20 protein-coding genes are annotated in these 22,904 nt (G+C 34.1%); 8 read left to right on the top strand and 12 right to left on the bottom strand.

The annotated features are described in order from the left end of the window. Positions 1 to 20 precede the first annotated feature (20 nt). From BQ5371_RS02615 to rpmH, 10 genes are all read right to left on the bottom strand, one after another. On the bottom strand, positions 21 to 938 hold the full coding sequence (locus BQ5371_RS02615) for a ParB/RepB/Spo0J family partition protein (RefSeq protein WP_071132395.1): 918 nt from the start codon (positions 936 to 938) through the stop codon (positions 21 to 23). Beyond that, positions 928 to 1,713, bottom strand: a complete 786-nt coding sequence (locus BQ5371_RS02610) for a ParA family protein (protein ID WP_071132394.1) — start codon at positions 1,711 to 1,713, stop codon at positions 928 to 930. The genes BQ5371_RS02615 and BQ5371_RS02610 overlap by 11 nt, the downstream gene beginning before the upstream one ends. Positions 1,714 to 1,897: 184 nt before the next feature. After that, entirely contained in the window at positions 1,898 to 2,578 is a 681-nt protein-coding gene (gene rsmG / locus BQ5371_RS02605; protein ID WP_071132393.1) for a 16S rRNA (guanine(527)-N(7))-methyltransferase RsmG, read from the bottom strand. Continuing rightward, positions 2,565 to 4,535 carry a tRNA uridine-5-carboxymethylaminomethyl(34) synthesis enzyme MnmG gene (mnmG, locus tag BQ5371_RS02600; protein WP_071132392.1) on the bottom strand — a complete coding sequence of 657 codons (1,971 nt, stop codon included), beginning with the start codon at positions 4,533 to 4,535 and terminating at the stop codon, positions 2,565 to 2,567. Before mnmG ends, rsmG begins: the two co-directional genes overlap by 14 nt. After that, positions 4,536 to 6,008, bottom strand: a complete 1,473-nt coding sequence (mnmE, locus tag BQ5371_RS02595; RefSeq protein ID WP_071132391.1) for a tRNA uridine-5-carboxymethylaminomethyl(34) synthesis GTPase MnmE — start codon at positions 6,006 to 6,008, stop codon at positions 4,536 to 4,538. Positions 6,009 to 6,255: 247 nt separating this feature from the next. After that, positions 6,256 to 7,140 carry an RNA-binding cell elongation regulator Jag/EloR gene (gene jag / locus BQ5371_RS02590; RefSeq protein ID WP_071132390.1) on the bottom strand — a complete coding sequence of 295 codons (885 nt, stop codon included), beginning with the start codon at positions 7,138 to 7,140 and terminating at the stop codon, positions 6,256 to 6,258. Positions 7,141 to 7,144: 4 nt separating this feature from the next. Next, the gene (locus BQ5371_RS02585) at positions 7,145 to 7,894 is read right to left on the bottom strand and encodes a YidC/Oxa1 family membrane protein insertase (protein WP_071132389.1); all 750 of its coding nucleotides are present in this window, start codon (positions 7,892 to 7,894) and stop codon (positions 7,145 to 7,147) included. 23 nt (positions 7,895 to 7,917) lie between these two features. Continuing rightward, entirely contained in the window at positions 7,918 to 8,148 is a 231-nt protein-coding gene (gene yidD / locus BQ5371_RS06830) for a membrane protein insertion efficiency factor YidD (RefSeq protein ID WP_205408025.1), read from the bottom strand. After that, complete coding sequence (gene rnpA / locus BQ5371_RS02580) at positions 8,145 to 8,489, bottom strand: ribonuclease P protein component (protein ID WP_071132388.1); 345 nt, start codon at positions 8,487 to 8,489, stop codon at positions 8,145 to 8,147. Before rnpA ends, yidD begins: the two co-directional genes overlap by 4 nt. A gap of 16 nt (positions 8,490 to 8,505) precedes the next feature. Continuing rightward, complete coding sequence (gene rpmH / locus BQ5371_RS02575) at positions 8,506 to 8,640, bottom strand: 50S ribosomal protein L34 (protein ID WP_071132387.1); 135 nt, start codon at positions 8,638 to 8,640, stop codon at positions 8,506 to 8,508. Between the two features lie 414 nt (positions 8,641 to 9,054). Here rpmH and dnaA point away from each other — a divergent pair, with 414 nt between their 5' ends. The 6 genes from dnaA to BQ5371_RS02545 all read left to right on the top strand — a co-directional run bounded on the left by dnaA (position 9,055) and on the right by BQ5371_RS02545 (position 18,021). After that, positions 9,055 to 10,389: a chromosomal replication initiator protein DnaA gene (dnaA, locus tag BQ5371_RS02570; RefSeq protein WP_083377398.1), complete on the top strand. Its 1,335-nt coding sequence runs from the start codon at positions 9,055 to 9,057 to the stop codon at positions 10,387 to 10,389. A gap of 135 nt (positions 10,390 to 10,524) precedes the next feature. Continuing rightward, complete coding sequence (gene dnaN, locus BQ5371_RS02565; protein ID WP_071132386.1) at positions 10,525 to 11,628, top strand: DNA polymerase III subunit beta; 1,104 nt, start codon at positions 10,525 to 10,527, stop codon at positions 11,626 to 11,628. Positions 11,629 to 11,655: 27 nt separating this feature from the next. Then, the gene (recF, locus tag BQ5371_RS02560; protein WP_071132385.1) at positions 11,656 to 12,735 is read left to right on the top strand and encodes a DNA replication/repair protein RecF; all 1,080 of its coding nucleotides are present in this window, start codon (positions 11,656 to 11,658) and stop codon (positions 12,733 to 12,735) included. Between the two features lie 196 nt (positions 12,736 to 12,931). Continuing rightward, positions 12,932 to 14,869 (top strand): DNA topoisomerase (ATP-hydrolyzing) subunit B, encoded by a 1,938-nt coding sequence (gene gyrB, locus BQ5371_RS02555; protein ID WP_071132384.1) that lies wholly within the window; start codon positions 12,932 to 12,934, stop codon positions 14,867 to 14,869. Between the two features lie 20 nt (positions 14,870 to 14,889). Continuing rightward, positions 14,890 to 17,391: a DNA gyrase subunit A gene (gene gyrA, locus BQ5371_RS02550; RefSeq protein ID WP_071132383.1), complete on the top strand. Its 2,502-nt coding sequence runs from the start codon at positions 14,890 to 14,892 to the stop codon at positions 17,389 to 17,391. Positions 17,392 to 17,436: 45 nt separating this feature from the next. Beyond that, on the top strand, positions 17,437 to 18,021 hold the full coding sequence (locus BQ5371_RS02545; protein WP_071132382.1) for a nitroreductase family protein: 585 nt from the start codon (positions 17,437 to 17,439) through the stop codon (positions 18,019 to 18,021). Here BQ5371_RS02545 and BQ5371_RS02540 read toward each other — a convergent pair. Both BQ5371_RS02540 and BQ5371_RS02535 read right to left on the bottom strand, forming a co-directional pair. Next, positions 18,008 to 19,324: an aminoacetone oxidase family FAD-binding enzyme gene (locus tag BQ5371_RS02540; RefSeq protein WP_071132381.1), complete on the bottom strand. Its 1,317-nt coding sequence runs from the start codon at positions 19,322 to 19,324 to the stop codon at positions 18,008 to 18,010. The two genes, BQ5371_RS02545 and BQ5371_RS02540, sit on opposite strands and share 14 nt — an antisense overlap. Then, positions 19,311 to 20,039 (bottom strand): lysophospholipid acyltransferase family protein, encoded by a 729-nt coding sequence (locus BQ5371_RS02535; protein ID WP_071132380.1) that lies wholly within the window; start codon positions 20,037 to 20,039, stop codon positions 19,311 to 19,313. The genes BQ5371_RS02540 and BQ5371_RS02535 overlap by 14 nt, the downstream gene beginning before the upstream one ends. A gap of 195 nt (positions 20,040 to 20,234) precedes the next feature. Between BQ5371_RS02535 and dtd the strand changes: the two genes are divergently transcribed. Together dtd and BQ5371_RS02525 are read left to right on the top strand one after the other, a co-directional pair. Further along, entirely contained in the window at positions 20,235 to 20,681 is a 447-nt protein-coding gene (dtd, locus tag BQ5371_RS02530) for a D-aminoacyl-tRNA deacylase (protein ID WP_071132379.1), read from the top strand. A gap of 147 nt (positions 20,682 to 20,828) precedes the next feature. Next, on the top strand, positions 20,829 to 22,847 hold the full coding sequence (locus tag BQ5371_RS02525) for a Cna B-type domain-containing protein (protein WP_071132378.1): 2,019 nt from the start codon (positions 20,829 to 20,831) through the stop codon (positions 22,845 to 22,847). Positions 22,848 to 22,904: the final 57 nt, after the last annotated feature.

The raw sequence follows: 22,904 nt of genomic DNA, 5'->3' as shown, positions 1-22,904 counted from the left end.
TTCTATTTGCCTCTGTCTGCTTATTTATCCTTTATTTTCCTTAAAGCATCTATAATTCTATTTAGCTCGCTGGTATTATAATAATCAATCTCTATTTTTCCTTGATTTTCGGTGCCATTTATACTCACCTTTGTTCCAATCTTTGCTATCAGCTCGTCTTCTACTGCTTTAATGTCCGCATTTACTTCCGCTACTTTTCTTTTCTTTTTATTTAAATTTTTAACAAGTTTTTTATTTTTATTTGCAAGAACCTCTGCTTCTCTAACAGATAACCCTTGATTGATAATTTTTTCGCAAAGTTCAATCTGCCTATTTTTCCCTTCAACATTTATAAGTGCTCTTGCATGGGCAGATGAAATCTTTCCATTTGAAAGGTGATTTTGTATTTCATCTGGGAGCTTTAAAAGCCTTAATGAATTGGTAATATAGACCCTGCTCTTTCCAAGCACATCAGCAGCTTCCTGCTGTGTAAATTGGTAGGCAGAAATCATCTTGTTGATCCCCATTGCCTCTTCTATCGGGCTAAGGTCTTCTCTTTGCATATTCTCAAGAATTGCAAGAATTACATTTTGCTTTTCATCAATATCCCTTACAACTGCTGGTATTTTCGTTAATCCAGCAATTCTTGCTGCTCTCCATCTTCTTTCTCCTGCAACAAGCTCATAAATGCCTTCCTTATTAGATTCTCTAACTACCACTGGCTGAATTATGCCATTGCTTTTTATTGATTTTGCAAGCTCCTCAAGCTTTTCCTTGTGAAATGTTTGCCTCGGTTGTGCCTTGTTTGGCTTTATATCATCAATATTTATATAAAGAATCCTGTCCTTATCATTGTTTTTAATATCTTCGTATTTTGTGCTTTCCTCATAAATAGGTGCCGAGTCCGCAAATAAAGCCTCTAGTCCCCTTCCAAGTCCACCTTTTTTTCTATTTGTCATCTTTTTTCTGCCTCTCTCGCCTTAGCAGTTCTGTAGCAAATTGCTGATATGCCTTCGCTCCCTTTGATTTAGGATCATATTTAACGATTGGAAGTCCATAGCTTGGTGCTTCTGCCAGTCTTACATTCCTAGGAATTATAGTGCTGAACACCTTGCTTCCAAAATATTTTTTTACCTCCTGCACTACTTGCAGTGAAAGGTTAGTTCTTCCGTCGAACATACTGAGTATTACACCCTCTATTTCGATATTAGGGTTCATATTTTTTCTAACCATTTCAACCGTGCTCATAAGCTGGCTAACTCCCTCAAGTGCATAAAACTCGCATTGAATAGGTATAAGTACGCTGTCAACAGCGGTCAGAGAGTTGATTGTTAAGAGTCCTAGCGATGGTGGACAATCTATAAATACAAAGTCATATAAAGGTTTTACCTTGTCAATTGCTTTCTTAAGTCGTCTTTCCCTGCCCTCTAAGTTAACAAGCTCTATCTCTGCTCCAGCTAGGTCAACGCTCGCAGGCAATATATCAAGTCCCTCTGTCTTTGTATGTAAGATGGCTTTAGATATATCAAAGTCCTTGTTTACTATTACATCATAAATCGTATACTGCAATTTTCTTTTAACTAGACCAATTCCACTTGTTGTATTTCCCTGTGGGTCAATATCAACAACAAGAACTTTTTTGCCTTTCATCGCTAAGCAGGCACTTAAATTAATATTTGTAGTGGTTTTTCCTACTCCGCCCTTTTGATTAAAGATAGCAATTGCCTTGCCCATAATAGAATACCTCCTATTTATATAACTTTGATATTATATAATAGTTTTTCTTTCATTTCCATTTTTGAGACCTATTATTATTAAATCATCACTCATTTTTCACATTGATTTTTTCTTTGTCTGAAATTGCACAAGATGTTGTGCTTTATATATGTTTTATAAAAATGTTTCACGAGAAACATTTTTATATGATAGGAGCCTCTTTTGCTTTTCCCGGCTTTCTAGGATATTTTTTTGGCGTGTTTTTTTCTTTTTTTATTATAACAAGGGATCGTGAGTGCATTTCTTCACTTTCAAGGCTGTACTTATAGATCCTGTCTAGTCTTCCTCCAAGAATTTTTATACCTTCTTTTGCTTCATCAGCTTCTTGTTCAGCTTTCAATCCCTTAAATGCAATCATTGCACCATTTAGTTTAACTAATGGAAGCCCCCACTCCACAAGTATATTAAGCCTTGCGACTGCTCTTGATACACAGGCATCATATTTCTCTCTATGCTCTTTATCATTTCCAAGTTCTTCAGCTCTTGCATGAACTGTCATTACATTTTTAATATCAAGTTCTTCACAAAGCTCATCAATTATTTTTAATCTTTTCCTAAGCGAATCAATTAATACAAAGTCTTTCTCCGGAGAAGCAATCGCCAGCGGAATTCCTGGGAACCCTCCTCCTGTTCCTAAGTCGGCTACCCTCTTTGCATTAGCATATTCTGGCAACTGTATGCAGGAAAGGGAATCCTCTATATGTTTCACGCGAAACATTTCTTTATCTTTTATCGCTGTTAAATTAATTTTCTCATTCCATTCTAGGATTTTTTCGCAGTAAATGCTTATCTTCTCTTGCTGTTCTTTATTAAGATTCAACATTTTTATTTAATCTCTTTTCTTTCTCAAGGTATACCAAAAGCACATTTATATCTGACGGAGATACACCGGATATTCTGCTTGCCTGACCTAGTGTCATTGGCTCAATATCCATAAGTTTTTGTCTGGCTTCAAGTCTAAGTCCTTTTATACTATTATAATCAATGTTTTTTCTTATCTTTTTATTCTCAAGCTTATTCATCTTTGCTACCTGAGTCATTTGTTTTTCTATATATCCTGAATATTTAATTCTAGCCTCTACCTCAAGCTTTTCTGTGTATGAGAGCTCCGGTGAATTTTTATCAATTTTAGTTATATCAGAATAGTGAATTTCAGGCCTTTTGATAAGCTCATATAAAGAAGGTATATTATCGCCTATATTTTGTAAGTTTTTCTTATTTAAAAGATTGTTAATAGCCTCTCTTTTAAGTCTTACCTTTCTTAATCTTTCAACCTCATTATTTATATTTGCATTTTTTATTTCTGCCTTTTTATATCTATTCTCTGTTGCAAGCCCAATATTATAGCTTATGTGAGTTAACCTTGCGTCAGCATTGCTTTGCCTTAAAAGAAGCCTATATTCCGCCCTTGAAGTCATAATTCTATATGGCTCGTTAGTTCCCTTTGTAACAAGGTCATCAATTAGAACTCCTATATACGCCTGATCTCTACCCAAGATGAGCGGTTCTTCTCCTCTTAATTTTAAGACGGCATTTATTCCTGCTAAAAGTCCCTGCGACGCTGCTTCCTCATATCCTGATGAGCCATTAAACTGCCCCGCAGAAAATAGGTTTTCTATATTTTTAATCTCTAAGCTTGGCTTTAATTGCAAAGGGTTGATGCAGTCATATTCAATCGCATAAGCTGGTCTTACTATCTCGGCATTCTCAAGTCCCTCTATGCTTCTATAGAATTTTTCTTGAATATCCTCGGGAAGGCTCGTTGACATCCCTTGAATATACATCTCCTCAGTATCAAGTCCCTCTGGTTCAACGAAAAGCTGATGCCTTTCTCTATCCTTAAATCTAGCTACCTTATCTTCTATAGATGGACAGTATCTAGGCCCAACCCCTACGATATTTCCCGAATACATAGCTGATTTTTCTATATTATCTAAAACTATCTTATGTGTATTCTTATTTGTATATGTAAGCCAACACTTTTCCTGTTTATCTATAAGTGACTTTCCCTCGTTTAAAAAGGAAAAAGGTGTGACTCTTTCATCGCCATTTTGTTCCTGCATTAGATCATAGTGTAGTGTCGAGCCAAGAACTCTCGCAGGAGTTCCTGTTTTAAATCTTCTAAGCTCAATACCTTCATTTACAAGGTTTTTTGAAAGCTCAATGGCTGGTGACATACCAGACGGTCCTGATGAATATGAAGCTTCTCCTATAAAAATTTTGCCTCCTAAAAAAGTTCCTGTACATATAATTACAGCCTTTGCAAAATAGCAGGATCTTGTTTTTGTTACTACTCCGGCTATTTTTTTATTCTTTTCTTTTTTATTTTCATCTTTTCCAGCATTTATTCCAGCATCATGGTCATAAATTAAATCAATAACTTCTGCCTGTTTTAAAAATAAATTAGCTTGTCTTTCAATTGTTTTTTTCATTTCAAGGTGGTACTTATTCTTATCAGCCTGTGCTCTTGTGGAGTGAACAGCAACCCCTTTTGCAGTATTAAGTGTCTTGCTTTGGATAAAAGTTTTATCTATATTGATACCCATTTCTCCTCCAAGGGCATCAATCTCCTTTACAAGATGTCCTTTTCCTGTTCCGCCAATTGACGGATTGCACGGCATCATAGCCACTGTACCTAGGTCTGTAGCTAACAATAGAGTTTTCATTCCCATTCTTGCAGATGCAAGACCTGCCTCACAGCCTGCGTGACCTGCTCCAATTACTATGACATCGTATTTCCCCATTACTATTGAATTATTATTAATATCTTCTCGCTTCATTTATTTACCCAAACAGAATTTTTCAAATACAGCATCTAGAATTTCTTCTCCGGCTGTTTCACCAATTATTTCTCCTAAAAAATCATAAGCCATATGGGTTGTTATTTCTACCATTTCTAGTGGCTCTTTTGCTTTTAACGCATTTATAGCATTGGATAATTCTAAAGAAGAATGAATTAAAGCCGTTTTGTGCCTTTCGTTTGTTATAATATTCCCCATTTCGGAAGTAACAGTTCCAGCTGAAACCATTTTTTCTATCTCATCAAGTATATTCTCTGCACCATCGTATTCAATTAATGAAGATTCTAAAACGATTGCTTTTGGAAGTAATTGTTTTATTTTTTCTTTCTTAATTATTTTTCCTATGTCAATCTTATTTATAGATACAATTATATGCAAGTCTTGCTGTGATAGTTCTTCGGCTTTTTTTACCATATCTATAATTTTGTAATCTTCTTCCCTAAGCTCTTCGCTACCATCCACTAGAAGAATTAGAACATCTGAAGATTCTATATAATTCTTTGCTCTGTCAATTCCTATCTTTTCGACTTCATCTGCCGGATTTCTGATTCCTGCTGTATCTGTTAGAACTATCGGTATCCCCTTATAATTAACCTGCTCTTCTATAAAATCCCTTGTCGTACCAGGAATATTTGTAACGATAGCACGGTCTTCACCCAAGATTAAATTCATGAGCGAGGATTTACCTACATTAGGTCTGCCTATTATCGAAGTTTTTATACCTTCTTTCGCTATCTTTCCCGAGTTTGCAGAAGATGCAATCTTATCAACTTTTAATTTAATTATTTTAAGTTCATCAATTAAATCTCTATATTCTTCCTGCTCAATATCCTCATCAGGGAAATCTATATTAACCGTTATTCTCGCTAAAATATCTCTTAGATTTTCTCTAATTTCCTCAATCTCGAGTTTAAGAAGTCCCGAAAGCTGTTTTATGGCAATTCCATGAGGGGCATCTGTCTTAGCACTTATAAGATCCATTACAGCTTCTGCCTGAGATAGGTCAATTCTCCCATTCATAAAAGCAAGCTTTGTAAATTCCCCTGCTTCTGCAATTCTAGCTCCCTCGCTAACTAGCGAATTAAGAATTTTTCTTAGAGATACCGGACTTCCGTGAGCCTGAATTTCAACAATATCCTCTCTTGTATATGAGCTTGGCTCTTTAAAATAAATACATATTACATCATCTATAATATCCCCGTTGCTATCACTAAATGTTCCAAAATAAGCATAGCGAGGCTTTGGAATAAAATCTTCTGCTAATCTTTCTTTTATATTGCTTTTTCTACCTTTTGAAAAAGGGGCAAATAATTTCTTCATAATACTTAGAGAAAGAGGCCCGCTCATTCTGACAATTCCAATACCTCCCTCTCCTGCAGGCGTTGAAATAGCAGCTATTGTATCCTTATATTTATCTTTTTTATCATCTCTTTTTTTTAGCTCTTTACTCATATTTCACTATTTTAAAATTAATAATTCCTTGATTTTTTAATTCATTGCTCATATTTCATTATTAATAATTAATAATTCTTAGCTTCTTATTTAATGTTACTTATTTAATTTTTTATTATCATTTTTTGATTATTATATAATCTTTTATTTATTCTAAAAATCTTTTCCAATTTTCAATTCTTATTTAAATAAAAGCCCATCATCTGATGGACTTTTCTATTGGACTTTTCTATGCTAGCTTTTATAATTACTCTTTTACATCAATTACCACTCTTCTATATGGATCTCTTCCCTCGCTTCTTGTCATTACCTTAGGATTTGATTGAAGTTCAGAATGAATGACCTTTCTTTCATATGGATTCATAGGTTCAAGCGTAATACTTCTTCCTGTTCTTTCAACCTTTCCTGCAAGTCTATTTGCGAGATTTTTTAGAGTATTTTCTCTCTTTGCTCTATAATTTTCAGCGTCCATTACAACCCTTATGTAGCTATCTTTATCCTTGTTAACCACCAGACTAGAAAGATATTGAACAGCATCAAGGGTTGTTCCTCTTTTACCTATTATCGTTCCTGTATCTTCACCTGTAATGTCTATATACATGAGTTCATCATTTGCTCTAACTGTGAAACTGAGCTTTAGACCCATTTTATCAGAAAGTTCGCTTAGAAAATCCTTTATAGGATGATCAACCACAACTTCTAAATTTTTAATATCGCTTAAAATTATGCTGTCATCTGAACGATTTGAACTTTTTCTATTTCTCTTTCTCTTTTTATCCTTTTCCTTTGCCTTAGCGGTTTCCTTTGTCTTAATATCTTCCAGTTCTTCTTTGGCATATTTATCATAGTTTTGCCTAATTTCTTCCGGTATCTCTGTTACTCTATTTTCAGGAAGTTCTGAAAGAATTTTATCTATATCATCAAATGAAGCTTTCTCAGAATTTGATTTATTATCGATGCCGGACTTTGGAGTTACTCTCACCTTAGCGAGTTTAGACCCAATTCCAAGAAAACCGTTTGAACTCTCTTCAAGTATTTCAATCTCAACATCTTCCTCAGGAAGCTTGAGTTCTTTAAGTGCCTGTTTTACTGCATCATCAACGCTAGCACCCCATTTTTCTACAGTTTTCATTAAACTACTTTCCTTTCACCTTTGACAATCTTGCACGCCTCTTTTTTTCGAGAATCTTCTCTGCCTCAATAACAAGCTTTTCTTTTTCGGTCTTGTCATTGATTTCTTTTCTAATCTTATTCATTCTCCAGTTAAAGAAAATTTGCAAGAATTGACCGCCAGCCCAGTAGATAGCAAGTCCTGCCGGATATGCTCTTGCAAGCCACAAAATAGATATTGGGAAAATAAATTTCATAATTCTATTCATTGTAGCTGCTTGCTGGTTGCCAGCCATTGTAAGTTGTTGTGTCATTGTAAATGCAAAAAATGTTCCAACTCCTGCGAGGATAGGAAGAATCCAAAGATCTGGCTGTGCCAAATCTTTTATCCAAAGAAATGACTCATGTGCTGCCGTTACCATATTATCGTCCAAATACTTCATCGGATTTCTTAAAAGTGCAAACAATCCAAATATGATAGGCATTTGAATAACAAGTGGTAAACAACCTCCAAGTGGGTTGAAATTGCTCTCCCTATAGAGCTTATTTAGCTCTTCATTCATCTTTTGCTTGTCATTAGCATATTTTCTTTGAATTTCCTGAACACGAGGCTGCATAGTAGACATACCAGATGTTGCCTTAATTTGCTTTACATAAAGCGGATAAAGTGCGCATCTAACTATTGCAGTGAGTATTATCAATGAAATACCGTAATTTCCTACAAGCTTGTAAATTAAAGTTAGTAATACTCCAAGCGGTTTAGCTATTATTCCCATTATTACTCCTTACGAAATATACTTTATTTCAAGGGATCATATCCTCCGGGATTTCCGGGGTGACACCTCAAAATTCTCTTAACTCCTAGATATGAACCTTTTAAAACTCCATACTTTTGAAGGGCCTGAATAAAATATGTACTGCAGGTGGGTGTAAATCTACAATGAGGAGGAAAAATCGGAGAAATACAAACCTGATAAAATCTTATGATTAATATTAAAAATTTTCTTATAATATTTGATATGTACTTCATTTAATCAATCCTAGATTATTTAATCCTTTAATCATTGATTTTTTTACATCATCCATCTTTACTTCCGGTTTTATTGTATTCCTAGCTACAAATATTATATCAATGCCTTTTTTTAAATTGTTTTCGCAATTAATAGCACGATATGACTCTCTCATTAATCTTCTGGCACGATTTCTTGCAACGCTGTTTCCCACCTTTTTGCTTGCAACAAAAGAAGTACGAGAATAATCAAATCTATTATTTTTATATAATATTACAATATACTTACTCCCGGTTGATTCTCCTCTGCTATATACGGATACAAAATCCCTTTGTTTTCTTAAGGTTTCTCTATCAAGCATTTATCTTCTGATGTGATTATGCTGTGAGTTTCTTTCTGCCTCTGTCTCTTCTTCTCTTAAGTAATTTTCTGCCATTTGCAGTAGACATTCTTTTTCTGAAACCATGTTCCTTAAGCCTCTGTCTTTTCTTTGGTTGATAAGTTCTCTTCATTATTAAAATTTCTCCTTTCACCTTTTCTAAATAATTAGGTATTGGTAGCTTCTGAATTTCAAAGCCACATTGACATGATATTATACTTTTTATAATTTTTAATGTCAAATTTAAATAAATATATCAATAAAAATAAAAAAATATTTTTTTGCTGATAACACAATATTTAGTGTTTGTAGATAATTATTAACAAAGTTATTAACAGACTGTTGATAACTTTATAAAAATTTCTCATATTATTTATATTTCATATATTACAAGTCTTTTATATATGAAGATAATTCTTTTGATATTTCATTTTTTAAGAAAATTTTTATTAAATAAATTTACAACATTTTGAATTTACATATTTTTTGCTCTCCTTGTAAAAAAATTAGCTTTTATGTAGAATACACGAGGGAGATATTAATTAAAGTGGATAAAAATAAGATTTGGTCAGAATTTTTAAAAATAATAAAAAATAATGTCTCGGAAGTAGCTTATCAGACATGGTTTACTCCTTTCTATATTCACGAAATTGATGAAGATTCGAGTATTATTTACCTTTCGACGAAGGATACTGTTGTTATCAATTTTATTCCTCGTTATTTGAGTATGTGCGAAGAAACATTTGAAAAAATTTTAAATAAAAAATATAAGGTAATTGCAAAGCTCGAAAATGAATATGAAAATCGTGAAAGTGCTAGAAAGATAAGTGTTAGAAAGACTTTTGGTGATGAAAATATTTTCAATCCAAGAATGAATTTTAGCAATTTTGTTGTTGGTAATAATAATAAGCTTGCTTTCGCTGCTTCTTTAGCCGTGGCTGAATCTCCATCTGAAGCATATAATCCTCTATTTCTATATGGAGGGTCAGGTCTTGGTAAAACTCATCTCATGCAGGCAATAGGTATTCACGCGACTCTTAATCATCCTGAGATTAACATCTTATATGTTTCTTCAGAGATGTTTACCAATGAATTTATCAATGCTTTGAAAGAAAATAAGATGAGTAAATTCAAGAATAAGTATAGAAAAGTTGATATTCTTTTAATTGATGACATACAATTTCTTGAAAATAAAACAGAAACGCAGGAAGAATTTTTTCATACATTTAATTCTCTATATGAAAATAACAAACAAATTGTTATTTCAAGCGATCGTCCTGCAAAAAAATTAAAGACCCTAGATGACAGGCTTACTTCTAGATTTCTTTGGAATATGTCTGCGGATTTACAGCCAGCTGATTTTGAGACCAGAATGGCAATTCTTCAGAAGAAGGCTGAAAATGCGGGATTAGATTATACTGATGATGTTAGAGATGTATGCACTTTTATAGCAAGCAAGATAACTGATAATATTAGAGAGCTTGAAGGAACCTTGAATAGGGTAATAGGTGCTTCTAATCTTCTTCATGAAAAAATAGACCTTGATTTGGCAAGGAGAGCCTTGCAGGAACTTGTAAATTCAGATGAAAATGGCCTCGAGCCTGAGAGGATAAAGAATATCGTTGCATCCTATTATGGAATACGAGTAGCTGATATGGATTCAAAGAAGCGAAATGCAAATATTGCTTTTCCTAGGCAGGTTGCTATATATCTATGCAGGCAGTACACAAGTCTTTCACTATCAAAAATCGGAATGATATTCGGTGGTAGAGATCACTCAACAGTTGTTCATTCATGCGATAGAATTCAAAAATTAGAATATAAAGACAATTCATTTAAAGAGGATTTAAAAATTCTTGTTGAAAAAATAAATGATAATTAACATGAAATTAACATTTTTATAAACACCTTTTTTCATTAAGAAATTATTGGAAATAAAGACTTTTAATATCTTTTCAACATTATCAACCTTCTCTATTACTATTACTAAAATAATATATAAATAAAGGGGAATAAAATGACTAAAATTTATTGCAAAAAAAATGATTTAAATATAGCACTTTCAAATTTATCACATTCCATTCCAAAGAGAACAACTTCTCCAATTCTTGGTTCAGTTCTCGTTAGAATAAAGGATAGGAAAATGTATCTTTCTACTACTGATACAAATATTATGATAGAAACGGTAATAGATGTTGATACTACAGAAGATTTAGAGATTGCAATACCTTTTTCAATATTTCAGAGAACGATTAGTAAACTCCCAGAAGAAGAAATATTGCTAATTTATGATAATAGCAAATTAACAATAAAGAGTGGTAAATATTCATCAGAGCTTCTATGTATGGCAAGTGACGAATACCCAAGAGTTATGATAAAAGAGAGCAGTGATTATATAAGCTTTGAAAAAAATAAGTTTAAGAAAATGATTCAAAAAACTGCTTTTTCTGCAAATTCAGATGATATTAATGGAATAATAACTGGAGTTTTGATAAAAAATGATAAAAATAATATAAAAATGGTTGCTGTAGATACATTTAGAATGGCAATAAATAAGAGTGATACGGATATTGGTAAGGATTTTGAAGTAGTTGTCCCTGCAAAATTATTAATTGAAGCATCTAGAATTATTGGAGATGGTGAAGATGATAATGAGATAAAGATAGATGTTGTCGATAATAAAATTGTTATGAAGTTTGATAATAATAAAGTTGTAATAAACACTTTAAATGGTAAGTTTATAGATTATGAGAGAATTATAAATAGAGAGAGTTCTATAGAGATAAGGATAAAAAAAGATGATCTAATTAATAGTATCGAAAGAGCTTCAATATTATCATCGTTCTTAGACAATAATTTAATAAAAATGAATATAAGTGAGGATAATCTAAAAATAACTTCTCTTTCCGAGGAAGGAAATATGGAAGAAAATATTGAGATAATCAAAGAAGGTCCTGACCTAAAAATTGGATTTAATTCAACTTATATGAAAGAGATATTAAAGGTTATAGATGAAGAGGAAATTAAGCTACATATGAATTCATCGACAGACCCTTGTATTATTACACCGCTAAAAGGTGAAGAGTATCTATATTTAATTCTTCCTGTAAGGATTAATTAAATTACTCTATATTGGAGAAAAAAATTCATGTATCTAAAAGAAATTGAGCTCATAAATTTTAGAAATTATGAGAAAGCAGATATTAAATTTAATAAAAATAAGAATTTAATCATAGGGGAAAATGCACAAGGAAAGACAAACCTAGTTGAGGCTGCCTATCTTTGTGCATTTTCTCGTTCTTTTAGAACCAGTAATGCAACAGAATTTGTTGAATTTGGAAAAGATTATGCAATAATAAGGATTAAGTCAATTAGCGATGACATAGAAAGAGTAATTGATTTTACTATCTTAAAAAATGGTAAGAAGATGGTAAAAATAGATGGAAAACCTATCAAAAAAACAGCAGATTTACTTAATAATATAGTAGTTGTTATTTTTTCTCCTGAAGATATTGGAATAATTAAAGACAGTCCTGATAAGAGGAGAATATTTATAGATAAGGAACTTTGTCAGATAAGAACAGGTTATTATGAATGTCTTAAAAATTATAAGGAAGCATTAAAAAATAAAAATATACTGCTAAAAAACAAAGAAATAAAGGATATTGATGGGCTTTTAGATGTGTATGATGAGCAGATAGTTAAATATGGTTCGCAAATTATAGATTATAGAAGTGCATTTATAGATATGCTTGCAGATAGAAGCTGGGAAATTCAGAATAAAATTTCTAATGGCAAAGAAAAATTAGAAATAAAATATAAGCCTTCATCAGAAAAAATATATCTTAGAGATAGAATTAAAGAAGCTAGAAAAAAAGATAAGATAAGAGGATATGCGAGCGTTGGACCTCATAGAGACGATATTGAATTTTATATAAATGGTAAAGACGCTCATAAGTACGCATCTCAGGGACAGCAAAGGACTGTAGCTCTTTCATTAAAGCTAGCAGAAGTTAAACTTACAAAAGAAATAATAGGAGAAAATCCTATTCTGATATTAGATGATGTTTTATCTGAACTCGATTTAGATAGACAGAATTATTTAATGGAAGCAATCAATGATATTCAGCTTTTAATGACGGCAACAGAGGTAAATGATGAAGTTTTAGAAAAATTAAAAGAAAAAACTATATATTGTGTTCATAGCGGAGAGATAAAAATGATATAAAATAGCAAAAAAACAATAAAAATTTGGATAAATAAAAACACACGAGTATACATAGGATGGAATAGTGTGTTTTTTTAATGCGATAATGTTGTTTTTAGCTCGTTTTAGAAAAGAAAAACGATATTATTGTAATTTTTATTAAAACATGATAAAATTCCTCTATATTTATAAGAAAATTGTATGAAAAGGAAAGACAATGACTACATCAAAAAAACAAAATAAAAATCAAGAATATGATGCTTCGCAAATACAAGTTCTTGAGGGTCTTGAACCGGTAAGACTTAGACCGGGAATGTACATTGGAAGCACAGGACCTCAGGGATTGCATCATCTCGTATATGAGATAGTTGATAATAGTGTTGATGAAGCACTCGCAGGTTATTGCTCTCATATAGAAGTGATAATTGAAGAAGATAATTCCATAACTGTAAAGGATAATGGTAGAGGAATGCCGGTAGATGAGCATCCAAAGCTTAAAATTCCTGCTGTCCAGGTTATTCATACACAGCTTCACGCAGGTGGAAAATTTGGTGGTGGAGGATATAAGGTTTCAGGAGGACTTCACGGAGTAGGTGCGTCTGTTGTAAATGCACTTTCTACTCATATGATTGTTGAAGTAAGAAGAAATGGAAAGATATATGAGCAGGAATATTTCAGTGGAAAAGAGGTTACTGATTTAGTAATAAAGGGCAATTCTAAAGAAAGCGGTTCAAAGACGAGATTTTGGCCTGACCCTAAAATTTTTGATGAAACAGAATATGATTATGATACCTTGCAAAGAAGAATGAGAGAGATGGCTTTTCTCAATAAAGGTCTTAGAATTTCTATAGAGGATAAGAGAAAAGAAAAAGAACGCAAGGAGAGCTTCTATTATGAGGGCGGAATAAAGGAGTTTATTAAATATCTAAATAGACAAAAAGATCCAATAACAACTGATATTTTCTATTTTGAATATAAGGAAGAAGGTAGGGAAGTAGAGGTTGCTATGCAATATACGGATAGATATAGCGAACTTATTTATTCCTATGCAAATAATATCAATACAGTTGAGGGTGGCTATCATCTATCAGGTTTAAAGGCGTCTTTGACAAAGACGATAAATGACTATGCTAGAAAAAATAATATTTTAAAGGAAAAAGATAGTGCATTTCAGGGTGAAGATGTAAGAGAGGGACTCACTGCAATAGTGAGCGTAAAGCTGACAAATCCACAGTTCGAAGGTCAGACAAAGGCAAAGCTCGGAAACTCAGATATAAGAGGCTTTGTAGAATCAAATATGACAGAGAATCTAGGTGCATATTTAGAAGAACACCCTAAGGAAGCAAAGAAGATATGCGATAAGGTAAGTGCTGCTCAAAGAGCGAGGGAGGCGGCTAGAAAGGCAAGGGATATTACAAGAAAAACCAGTGTACTCGAGTCTACATCACTTCCAGGAAAACTAGCAGACTGCTCAGAAAAAGATCCGGCACTTTCTGAAATCTTCATAGTTGAGGGAGATTCAGCAGGAGGCAGTGCAAAGTCGGGAAGGGATAGAGCAAGGCAGGCGATCCTACCTCTAAGAGGAAAGATACTAAATGTTGAAAAAGCTAGATATGACAAAATTCTAAATTCGGAAGAAATAAAGAATATGATTACTGCCTTCGGCTGCGGAATTAGAGATGACTTTGATATTAGCAAATTAAGGTACCATAAGATAATAATAATGACCGATGCCGATGTAGACGGTGCTCATATCAGGACCTTGCTCTTAACATTCTTATTTAGATATATGACACCTCTAATTGAGGGAGGATATGTATATGCTGCACAGCCACCGCTTTTCAGAATTAAATGCGGAAAAGATATTAGATATACATATTCAGATGAGGAGCAGGCAAGGGCACTGGCTGAGATGAAAGAGGCTAATCCAAAGGCCAAGATAGATATTCAAAGATATAAGGGTCTTGGAGAGATGGACTATAATCAGCTTTGGGAAACGACAATGGATTATAACAACAGAACTTTGGTAAAGATTACAATTGATGATGCAACAGCAGCAGATGAAATTTTTACGACTCTTATGGGTGACAAAGTTCCGCCAAGAAGAAAATTTATAGAGCAGAACGCTAAGTATGTTCAGAACTTAGATATTTAAGACAGAGGTAAAGGAGAGTTATGTCTGATATAGTTGATAACAGCAGAATAATAAATCATGAAATATATGATGAGATGAAAAAATCATATATTGAATATGCCATGAGCGTCATCGTTGCTAGGGCACTTCCCGATGTTAGAGATGGACTAAAGCCGGTTCACAGAAGAATTTTATATGGAATGCACGCACTTGGAGTAAGTCCGGATAAGCCTCACAAAAAAAGTGCTCGTATAGTCGGAGAGGTAATGGGTAAATATCACCCACATGGTGACAGATCGATATATGATGCCATGGTAAAGCTCGCACAGGACTTTTCAACGAGGTATCCTCTTGTAGATGGGCATGGTAACTTCGGTTCGGTCGATGGTGACGGAGCTGCTGCCATGAGGTATACAGAAGCGAGAATGAGCCCATTTTCACTTCAGATGCTAAGAGATATTGACAAGGAAACTGTTGACTTTGTTGATAATTTTGATGGAGAGGAAAAAGAGCCGACAATTTTGCCATCAAGAGTACCTAATATTCTTGTAAATGGTGGAAATGGTATAGCAGTTGGAATGGCTACATCAATACCTCCGCATAATTTAAGCGATGTCATCGATGCCTGCGTTAAGATGATTGATGACAAGGAGAGCACCGTCGAAGACCTTATCGATATAGTTAAGGGACCTGATTTTCCAACAGGGGCACTGCTCCTTGGTAAAGATGGTGCGAAAGAAGCATATAGAACTGGTCAGGGAAAGGTAACCATAAGGTCGGAATGTACTATCGAAGAAAGCTCTCGTGGAAAGATGAGGATTGTAGTTCACTCCATTCCTTATCAGGTCAACAAGGCTAGATTGATAGAATCAATTGCTGAATTAGTCAAAGACAAGAGAATTGACGGAATAACAGCGATAAGAGATGAAAGCTCAAGAGAGGGAATGAGGATTGTAATAGAGCTTAAGAAAGATGCAAATCCTAATTTAGTTCTAAATAGGCTTTATAAGCACACACAGCTTCAGACAAGTTATAGCATGATTATGCTGGCACTTGTAAATGGTGAACCTAAGATTCTCAACCTCTATGAGATATTAGATGAATATCTTAAGCACCAGAAAAATGTAGTAACTAGAAGAACGAGATATGATTTAAGAAAAGCTGAGGACAGGGCACATATCTTAGAGGGACTGATAATTGCCCTTGACAACATAGACGAAGTTATCAAGGTTATTCGCTCATCTTATAATGATGCAAAAGAAAAATTGATGATAACATTTGCTCTATCAGAGATTCAAGCTCAAGCTATTTTGGACATGAGGCTTGCAAGGCTTCAAGGTCTTGAGAGGGAAAAGATAGAAAATGAGCTTGAAGAACTTATGAAAAAAATTGCTTATTACAAAGAAATCCTTGCAGACGAAAGAAAGCTCATGGGAGTTATTAAGGACGAGCTTCTCGAAATCAAAAATAAGTGGGGAGACGAGAGAAGAACAACAATCGTATCTGCGACAGGTGAAATTGAAGATGAAGCTCTTATTGAAGAAAAGAATGTTGCAATAACGCTTACAAACCTTGGATATATTAAGAGAATACCAGAGAACACATTCAAGACGCAGAAACGAGGAGGCAAGGGAATAGTTGGTCTTACTACGAGAGATTCAGATTTTGTAAAAGACCTAATAATAACTTCAACTCACGACTATCTACTCTTCTTTACAGACAGGGGAAGAATGTTCAAGATAAAGGCTTATGAAATTCCTGAGGCTTCAAGGACGGCAAAGGGAACTCCGGTTATCAACTTCTTAAATCTAGACCAAGAGGAAAGAATTGCGGCTGTAATACCTGTCAGCGAATATACTGAAGATGATTATCTCATCATGGTAACGAAGAATGGAACTATTAAAAAGACTTCGGTATCTCAGTTCAGCACTGTGAGAAAAACAGGATTAAATGCAATAAAGCTCAAAGATGATGATAAGCTTATAGGCGTTGCCCAGTCTAGCAGTGAAGACTATGTAATGCTCATATCAAAACTCGGTAAAGCAATTATTTTCCATGAGGATGATATAAGAGGAATGGGAAGAACTGCAGTCGGAGTTAGGGGAATAAACTTAGACAAAGACGACGAAGTTGTATCACTCGTGCTGCTGCAAAATGAAGATCAGACCGTACTTGTTATGACGACGAGAGGATATGGAAAGAGAACTAAGCTTTCAGATTATAGGATTCAGTCAAGAGGAGGAAAGGGAATCTACACCTTTGACAAGAATAAGATAGAAAAAACTGGTCCACTTCTAGGTGCAGTCCTAGTGGATACGAGTGACGAGATAATGTTAATAAACTCTGACAATGTAATAATAAGGATAAGGGCAAAAGATGTATCTAGGTCCGGAAGAACGACCCAAGGAGTTAAGATTATGAAAGTAAACAAGGGTCAGGAAATAGTGGCTTTTGCAAAGGTACTTGAAAATATTGAGCAGGCAAAAAGGGTTAGAGAAAAAGCACCGAAGAAAAGCGAAGATAAGCAGATTAGACTAATTTAATTAATAAAAATAAATAAAAATAAATTAACAAGAGAGGAGACCTCAATGTTAAGAGATTTGGTGACAGCTAACAGAAGTTGTAGGGGGTTCGATCGAAGCAGAAAGATAAAAAGAGAAGAACTTCTTGAAATGGTTGATTTAGCTAGAGTTACAGCATCTGCCATTAATAAACAGCCACTAAAATATTTTATAAGTAATAAAGATATAATTACAGATAAGATTACGGATTTGGTCAGCTTTGGCGGACTTCTCAAGGACTTAAATCTACCTTATAAGGGAGAGGAGCCACCTGCTTATATAGTTATCTGTCATGACAAATCAATTGTCGAAGAGCAGCCTATATTCATGTATGAAGCAGGTATTTCAGCACAGACTATCGGTCTTAAAGCTACGGAGATGGGACTTGCAATCTGCATAATGGGAGGAATTGACCCGAAAAAGGTTAAAGAAGAATTGTTTTTACCTGACGAGATGGAAGTAAAGCTCATAATAGCGGTTGGAAAATCGCTTGAAAAAGCCGAGATAAAAGAAGTTGAATCAGGGGAAGGCGTAAAATACTACAGAGATAATGACGGAGTTCAGATTGTCCCAAAGAGAAAGCTCGAGGATATAATTATTAATCGCGAATAAGTATGCGAGCAAAGTCTTGAGCGAGGCATAAGGAGGCACTCATTGCAGATGACCACATGAATTGAAAGTTGTAACCACCGCTGTCACCGCTTATATCGAGAGCTTCACCTATTACATATAAACCTTTCAATGATTTACATTGGAAGGTTTTATTATTTATTTCTTCTAGGGATACACCGCCAAGGGCAGACATCGCATTTTCAAAAGAAGAATTATTTATCAAAGATGAAGAATATGACGCTTTGTACATATTGTTTATGATAGTATGTATTTTTTTGAGAGGAACAGATGAGGCTTTTTGATCAGAAAAATCTCCACAGATAAATCTGATATATCTTTCTGGTAAACTGGAATAAAATTTTATCGCATTTGAAAGGCTCAAATTCACACCATGAAAATCAAATTCATGTAAAAAACTATCCTCGGTTAGCTCTATAATGAGCTCAAAATCCTTACATTCCTGTTTTAAAAAATATTCAGATTTTAATTTATTAATAAACCAAGAGGAGTTCAAGGCAAGAGGACCGCTGAAGCCGGTTTCTGTAATTAGAATATCTCCGCTATTTTTATAAATAGACTTTTTTGTATCAGAATTAATGAGGCTGAGGCTGGCATTTTCAAATGAAATTCCTGAAAGACTTTTGAGATTAAAACTTTTGATATTTATAGGTGTTAGTGCAGGGAGCGGATTAACTATCTTAACACCGAGATTTTTCAAATCATCAAATATTTGATTTGAATAGTCATCATACTTCCATGCAGGGCTTCCGGCAGAAATCACAAGGTTTTTTGTAGCGAAATAACCACCATCATCACTTTTAAGAAGCCAGCTATAATTATTATTTTTATTATTTTCTATTTTTACGATTCTTGTGTTAAGAGAAAATGTCCAAGAATTCAGCTCACATTTTTTTATCAAGGCATTTCTTACGCTGATTGATTTATTTGAAGATGGAAAAATTCTGCCATCATCTTGAGAATAGGAAAGAACACCTATGCTTTCAAAGAAATTCCTCGTTTTTAGGTTGTTAAATTTATATAGAGGAGAGCGGACAAAACTTTCTGCCTTAGAAGAAAGAGAATGATAGCAGTGGATAAAATCCTTGATAGAACCTGCATGGGTAAAATTACATCTTCCCCCGCCACTTGCGAGGATTTTTTTACCTAAGATGGGACTTGCCTCAATTATAAGACCGGCTTTACCATTCAAATTAAGAGATGCACCGAGAAAAAGACCCGAAGCACCTCCGCCGAGAACAATTACATCATATTCACTTACATTTTTAGTATTATATATCTTCAATCCCACCTTTTATCGTTTCAATAATATCAAGTTGACAAGAAGTTCTATCCTTTCTTTCGAGCGAGCCATAATCTACCAGAGGATGAATCTTTATAAGCTGGGGACTTCTTTTAAATGAGCCAGTTTCTTCGTAGAGCCGATATGAACCGCTAATTGATACAGGAAGAATAGGCACGCCGGCTTTTTCTGCAAATTTAAAGCTTGCCAATTTAAACTCTCCTGGTTCAAATTTTCTGCTTCTGGTGCCTTCAGGAAATATTCCTAGAGAATCTCCTGCTTTTAGCAATTTCGTCGCCTCATTCATTGTCTTTAAGGCTTCTCTTGAATTACCTCTATTTATGAAGACTGAACCAGTGTGCTCGATTGCTGTTCTTAGAAATTTAAACTTTGCAAGTTCTTCTTTGGCTACCATTCCAAAATGAAATTTTTGAATTGCATGATATAATCCAACCAAATCAAAATATCCCTGATGATTTGCCATGATGAGCACCGGCCCATTTTCCGGAATATTTTCTTTTCCCATAATTGTATAATCAAGGTCAAGTCGCTCAACTAAATTATCCGCAAAGGCGTTCATTCCAACTCGCATTATCTCTCTTGCACCTTGGACATCGCCTGAAGCAAAGGCTTCATCAATCTTGGGAGCAAGCCTGTTATATCTTTTAATTTCATCATATGCTTTAAAAGCCGCAGGAATTGTTGTAAAAGGATTCATAATATTCTCCTGTTAAATTAATTTTTAATATTATACACTGTTAATAAAATAGTGCAAAGATAGTTTAAAATACTTTATAAATAAAATTTTTGGAGTAGAATTTAGGATAGAATTAATACGAAATAATTTACGAACTAATTAATAAAAATATAAGCTAATTAATAATGAAATAAGATAATGAGATAGGAGGAAAAATTGAAATTTGTAATTCAGAGGACAACGCGAGCAAGCGTTAAAGTAAATGGAAAAATTACGGGAGAAATAGATAAGGGATTCGTAGTTTTGGTAGGAATTTCTGAAGATGACGATGAAAAAATAGCAGAAAAGATGACTGATAAGATGCTAAAGCTAAGGATTTTTGAAGATGAAGATGGGAAAACCAATCTTTCCCTTAATGATGTAGGCGGGGAACTTCTTATGATTTCTCAATTTACGCTTTATGCAAACTGCAAAAGGGGAAATAGGCCATCCTTTACATCAGCAGGAAAGCCTGAAAAAGCGGAAAAGCTCTACGAATATATAATGGCAAGGTGCGAGAGCCAAGGTTATCATGTCGAAAAAGGGGTATTTGGTGGAGACATGAAGGTGGAACTACTAAATGATGGACCATTTACAATAATTCTTGACTCAGCAGAGCTTTAAAATGCAATAGATGTAAATACAGCAAGTAAACATAAAATACTTGACCAAAAAAGTTAGGGTTTCCATTGCATTAATTATTTATCCGCATATAATCTAGTAAAGAGAATCTTTTTTAATTATTTAAAGAATGACAAAGAGGGAGATATTATGAAAAAGAAATCAATAGTATCAATTATAATTATCTTTTGTGCATTTTTTGGGATTTACAATTTTCTATCGATCAACGGAATTGTAGTAAATAGCTTCCTATCCAGTGCTGACAAAAGTGCAATTAAGATTGGCGATAAAGGATATTCAAATTTTATATCGGCATTTGAGGCAGCAAAGGACGGCGATATATTAACGCTTGAAGAAGATATTGAAGTTACAGATTATTCGGAAGTGCCGGCAAGCAAGCATTTAACTTTGGATTTAAAGGGAAATACTATAGTAATTGCTACAGAAAAGTCTACTAGGAGGACATTTCCGGTAAAAGGCAAGGGGTCATTTACAATTAAAAATGGAAAGGTTACAGCGAAAGATGTAGATGGCGATGGATATACATCTGGGTTTATGGATTCTCAAGATTCTAATATCAATATGGAAAATTTAGAAGTTTATAATCTTAAGGCATATTTATCGGGAGCAGTAATTAGCATCGACGCAAGAAATGATGTGGATATAGAAATAAAAAATTGCAATTTCCACGACAACATTTCGAATGAAAATGGGGGGGCACTGAGAATAACTACTGAAAGGAATGCAAAAAATTCTAATATTAATATTGTAAATAACAAGGTTATAAATAATCGAGCAGAAGCCTTAGGAACAGTGATAAGAAGTGCTTTTGGCGGTGCAATGTCACTAAGTGGTCCTGGGAAATTTTTAATAAAAAACAACCAGATTATAGGAAATGAAGCATGGGCAAAGAATGAATATTACGACTACGGCATACACTATTCCTGCGGCGGCGGAATCTCCTTTGGAGGAACTGTAAATAGAGGTGGATGCGAAGATGTTATTTTGGAAGGAAATATCATATCAAAAAACAAAGCTCAATTCCTAGGTGGCGGAATATCATTCCAGATGGAGAAAAAGAATGATAAGGTAACTATTAAGTCAGGTGTTATATCGTATAATGAGTCTGAATATTCGGGCGGTGGAATTGACCTTTCTATTCACAATCAGCCATTTGTTGTAATGGACAATGTAATTATATCAGGCAATAAGGCTCCTACAGGTGCTGGAGTGTGGTGCTGTCCTACATCAAGGGTAAGGAATCATACGACATATGGAGCAGCAATTTTAGATAATGAGCTTGACCATAGAGAAAAAACGGCATATCTCGTTAGTGGAACAGATGTGAGGTTCGAGGGCAAAGACACAATTTATAAGAGCATATTAGAGGGCAATAAACCTGATTATCATAAAATTACCATACAAGATAGAACATTTTTGGGGAATAGAGTAAATTGGTATGCTGATGAGCCGGACGCTCCTTATAAAGAGGGTGATCCAGTATTAACTCCTGATAAATATACTAATAGAACAACTTCGTTTGGAATACTTGGAAAGATAAAGTCAGATGGAGATTGGTATAAAACTCATGAAAAATCTGCAAAGATAATAATTGTTGGAAATATAGCAAAAGAAAGAGGTGGCGGAATAGCTACTAACACCGATATAGATTTTGGGCAGGAAAATCTTGATGTAAATGTGAAAGTAAGCAAGGTATGGAAACGCAAAGCAGGAGCAACAAAGAAGAAAAAGCATCCAAAAGAAGTAACGGTAAGATTAATTAGGAAGGATGATAAAGGCGGTCAATATAATCTTGAAGATATAAAACTAAATGCAACAAATGATTGGACTTATGTTTTCAGGAATTTACCTTCAGAGGGAATAGTAGAGGGTGTAAAGCTCAAGTTTACTTATGAAGTAAAGGAGATAAATGTTCCAAAGGGATATCAGTGCGTGGTTAATGAAGTCAAGGCATCAGAGGATATTAAGCAAGAATTTGTTATTGAAAACAAGGAAAAGCCTGATGAACCACCAAAACCTGATGAGCCACCTAAGCCAGACAAGCCAAAAACTGGCGATAGCAATGATATTTCTGGAATTATAGGGTTAGGCTGTTTATCTATTCTAGGACTGACAGGAATTATAATTAAAAAAAGGAAAGAGAATTAAAAAATCAAAAGCTTGATTTTGGCAAACATTTGTATATAATAGAAAAGCACGGTTTTA

This window comes from Alterileibacterium massiliense, from assembly GCF_900104645.1.
Taxonomy (GTDB): Bacteria; Bacillota; Clostridia; order Peptostreptococcales; family Anaerovoracaceae; genus Alterileibacterium; species Alterileibacterium massiliense.
This window is presented reverse-complemented; position numbering and strand designations above follow the sequence as displayed.

Coding starts and splice junctions, on each gene's coding strand:
- rsmG (WP_071132393.1), bottom strand. CDS start 2,578: ATGTTGAATCTTAATAAAGAACAGCAAGAGAAGATAAGCATTTACTGC.
- BQ5371_RS02545 (WP_071132382.1), top strand. CDS start 17,437: ATGTTAAGAGATTTGGTGACAGCTAACAGAAGTTGTAGGGGGTTCGAT.
- mnmE (WP_071132391.1), bottom strand. CDS start 6,008: ATGAGTAAAGAGCTAAAAAAAAGAGATGATAAAAAAGATAAATATAAG.
- rpmH (WP_071132387.1), bottom strand. CDS start 8,640: ATGAAGAGAACTTATCAACCAAAGAAAAGACAGAGGCTTAAGGAACAT.
- rnpA (WP_071132388.1), bottom strand. CDS start 8,489: ATGCTTGATAGAGAAACCTTAAGAAAACAAAGGGATTTTGTATCCGTA.
- BQ5371_RS02585 (WP_071132389.1), bottom strand. CDS start 7,894: ATGGGAATAATAGCTAAACCGCTTGGAGTATTACTAACTTTAATTTAC.
- jag (WP_071132390.1), bottom strand. CDS start 7,140: ATGAAAACTGTAGAAAAATGGGGTGCTAGCGTTGATGATGCAGTAAAA.
- gyrB (WP_071132384.1), top strand. CDS start 12,932: ATGACTACATCAAAAAAACAAAATAAAAATCAAGAATATGATGCTTCG.
- recF (WP_071132385.1), top strand. CDS start 11,656: ATGTATCTAAAAGAAATTGAGCTCATAAATTTTAGAAATTATGAGAAA.
- dnaN (WP_071132386.1), top strand. CDS start 10,525: ATGACTAAAATTTATTGCAAAAAAAATGATTTAAATATAGCACTTTCA.
- gyrA (WP_071132383.1), top strand. CDS start 14,890: ATGTCTGATATAGTTGATAACAGCAGAATAATAAATCATGAAATATAT.
- yidD (WP_205408025.1), bottom strand. CDS start 8,148: ATGAAGTACATATCAAATATTATAAGAAAATTTTTAATATTAATCATA.
- mnmG (WP_071132392.1), bottom strand. CDS start 4,535: ATGAAGCGAGAAGATATTAATAATAATTCAATAGTAATGGGGAAATAC.
- BQ5371_RS02615 (WP_071132395.1), bottom strand. CDS start 938: ATGACAAATAGAAAAAAAGGTGGACTTGGAAGGGGACTAGAGGCTTTA.
- BQ5371_RS02535 (WP_071132380.1), bottom strand. CDS start 20,039: ATGAATCCTTTTACAACAATTCCTGCGGCTTTTAAAGCATATGATGAA.
- BQ5371_RS02525 (WP_071132378.1), top strand. CDS start 20,829: ATGAAAAAGAAATCAATAGTATCAATTATAATTATCTTTTGTGCATTT.
- BQ5371_RS02610 (WP_071132394.1), bottom strand. CDS start 1,713: ATGGGCAAGGCAATTGCTATCTTTAATCAAAAGGGCGGAGTAGGAAAA.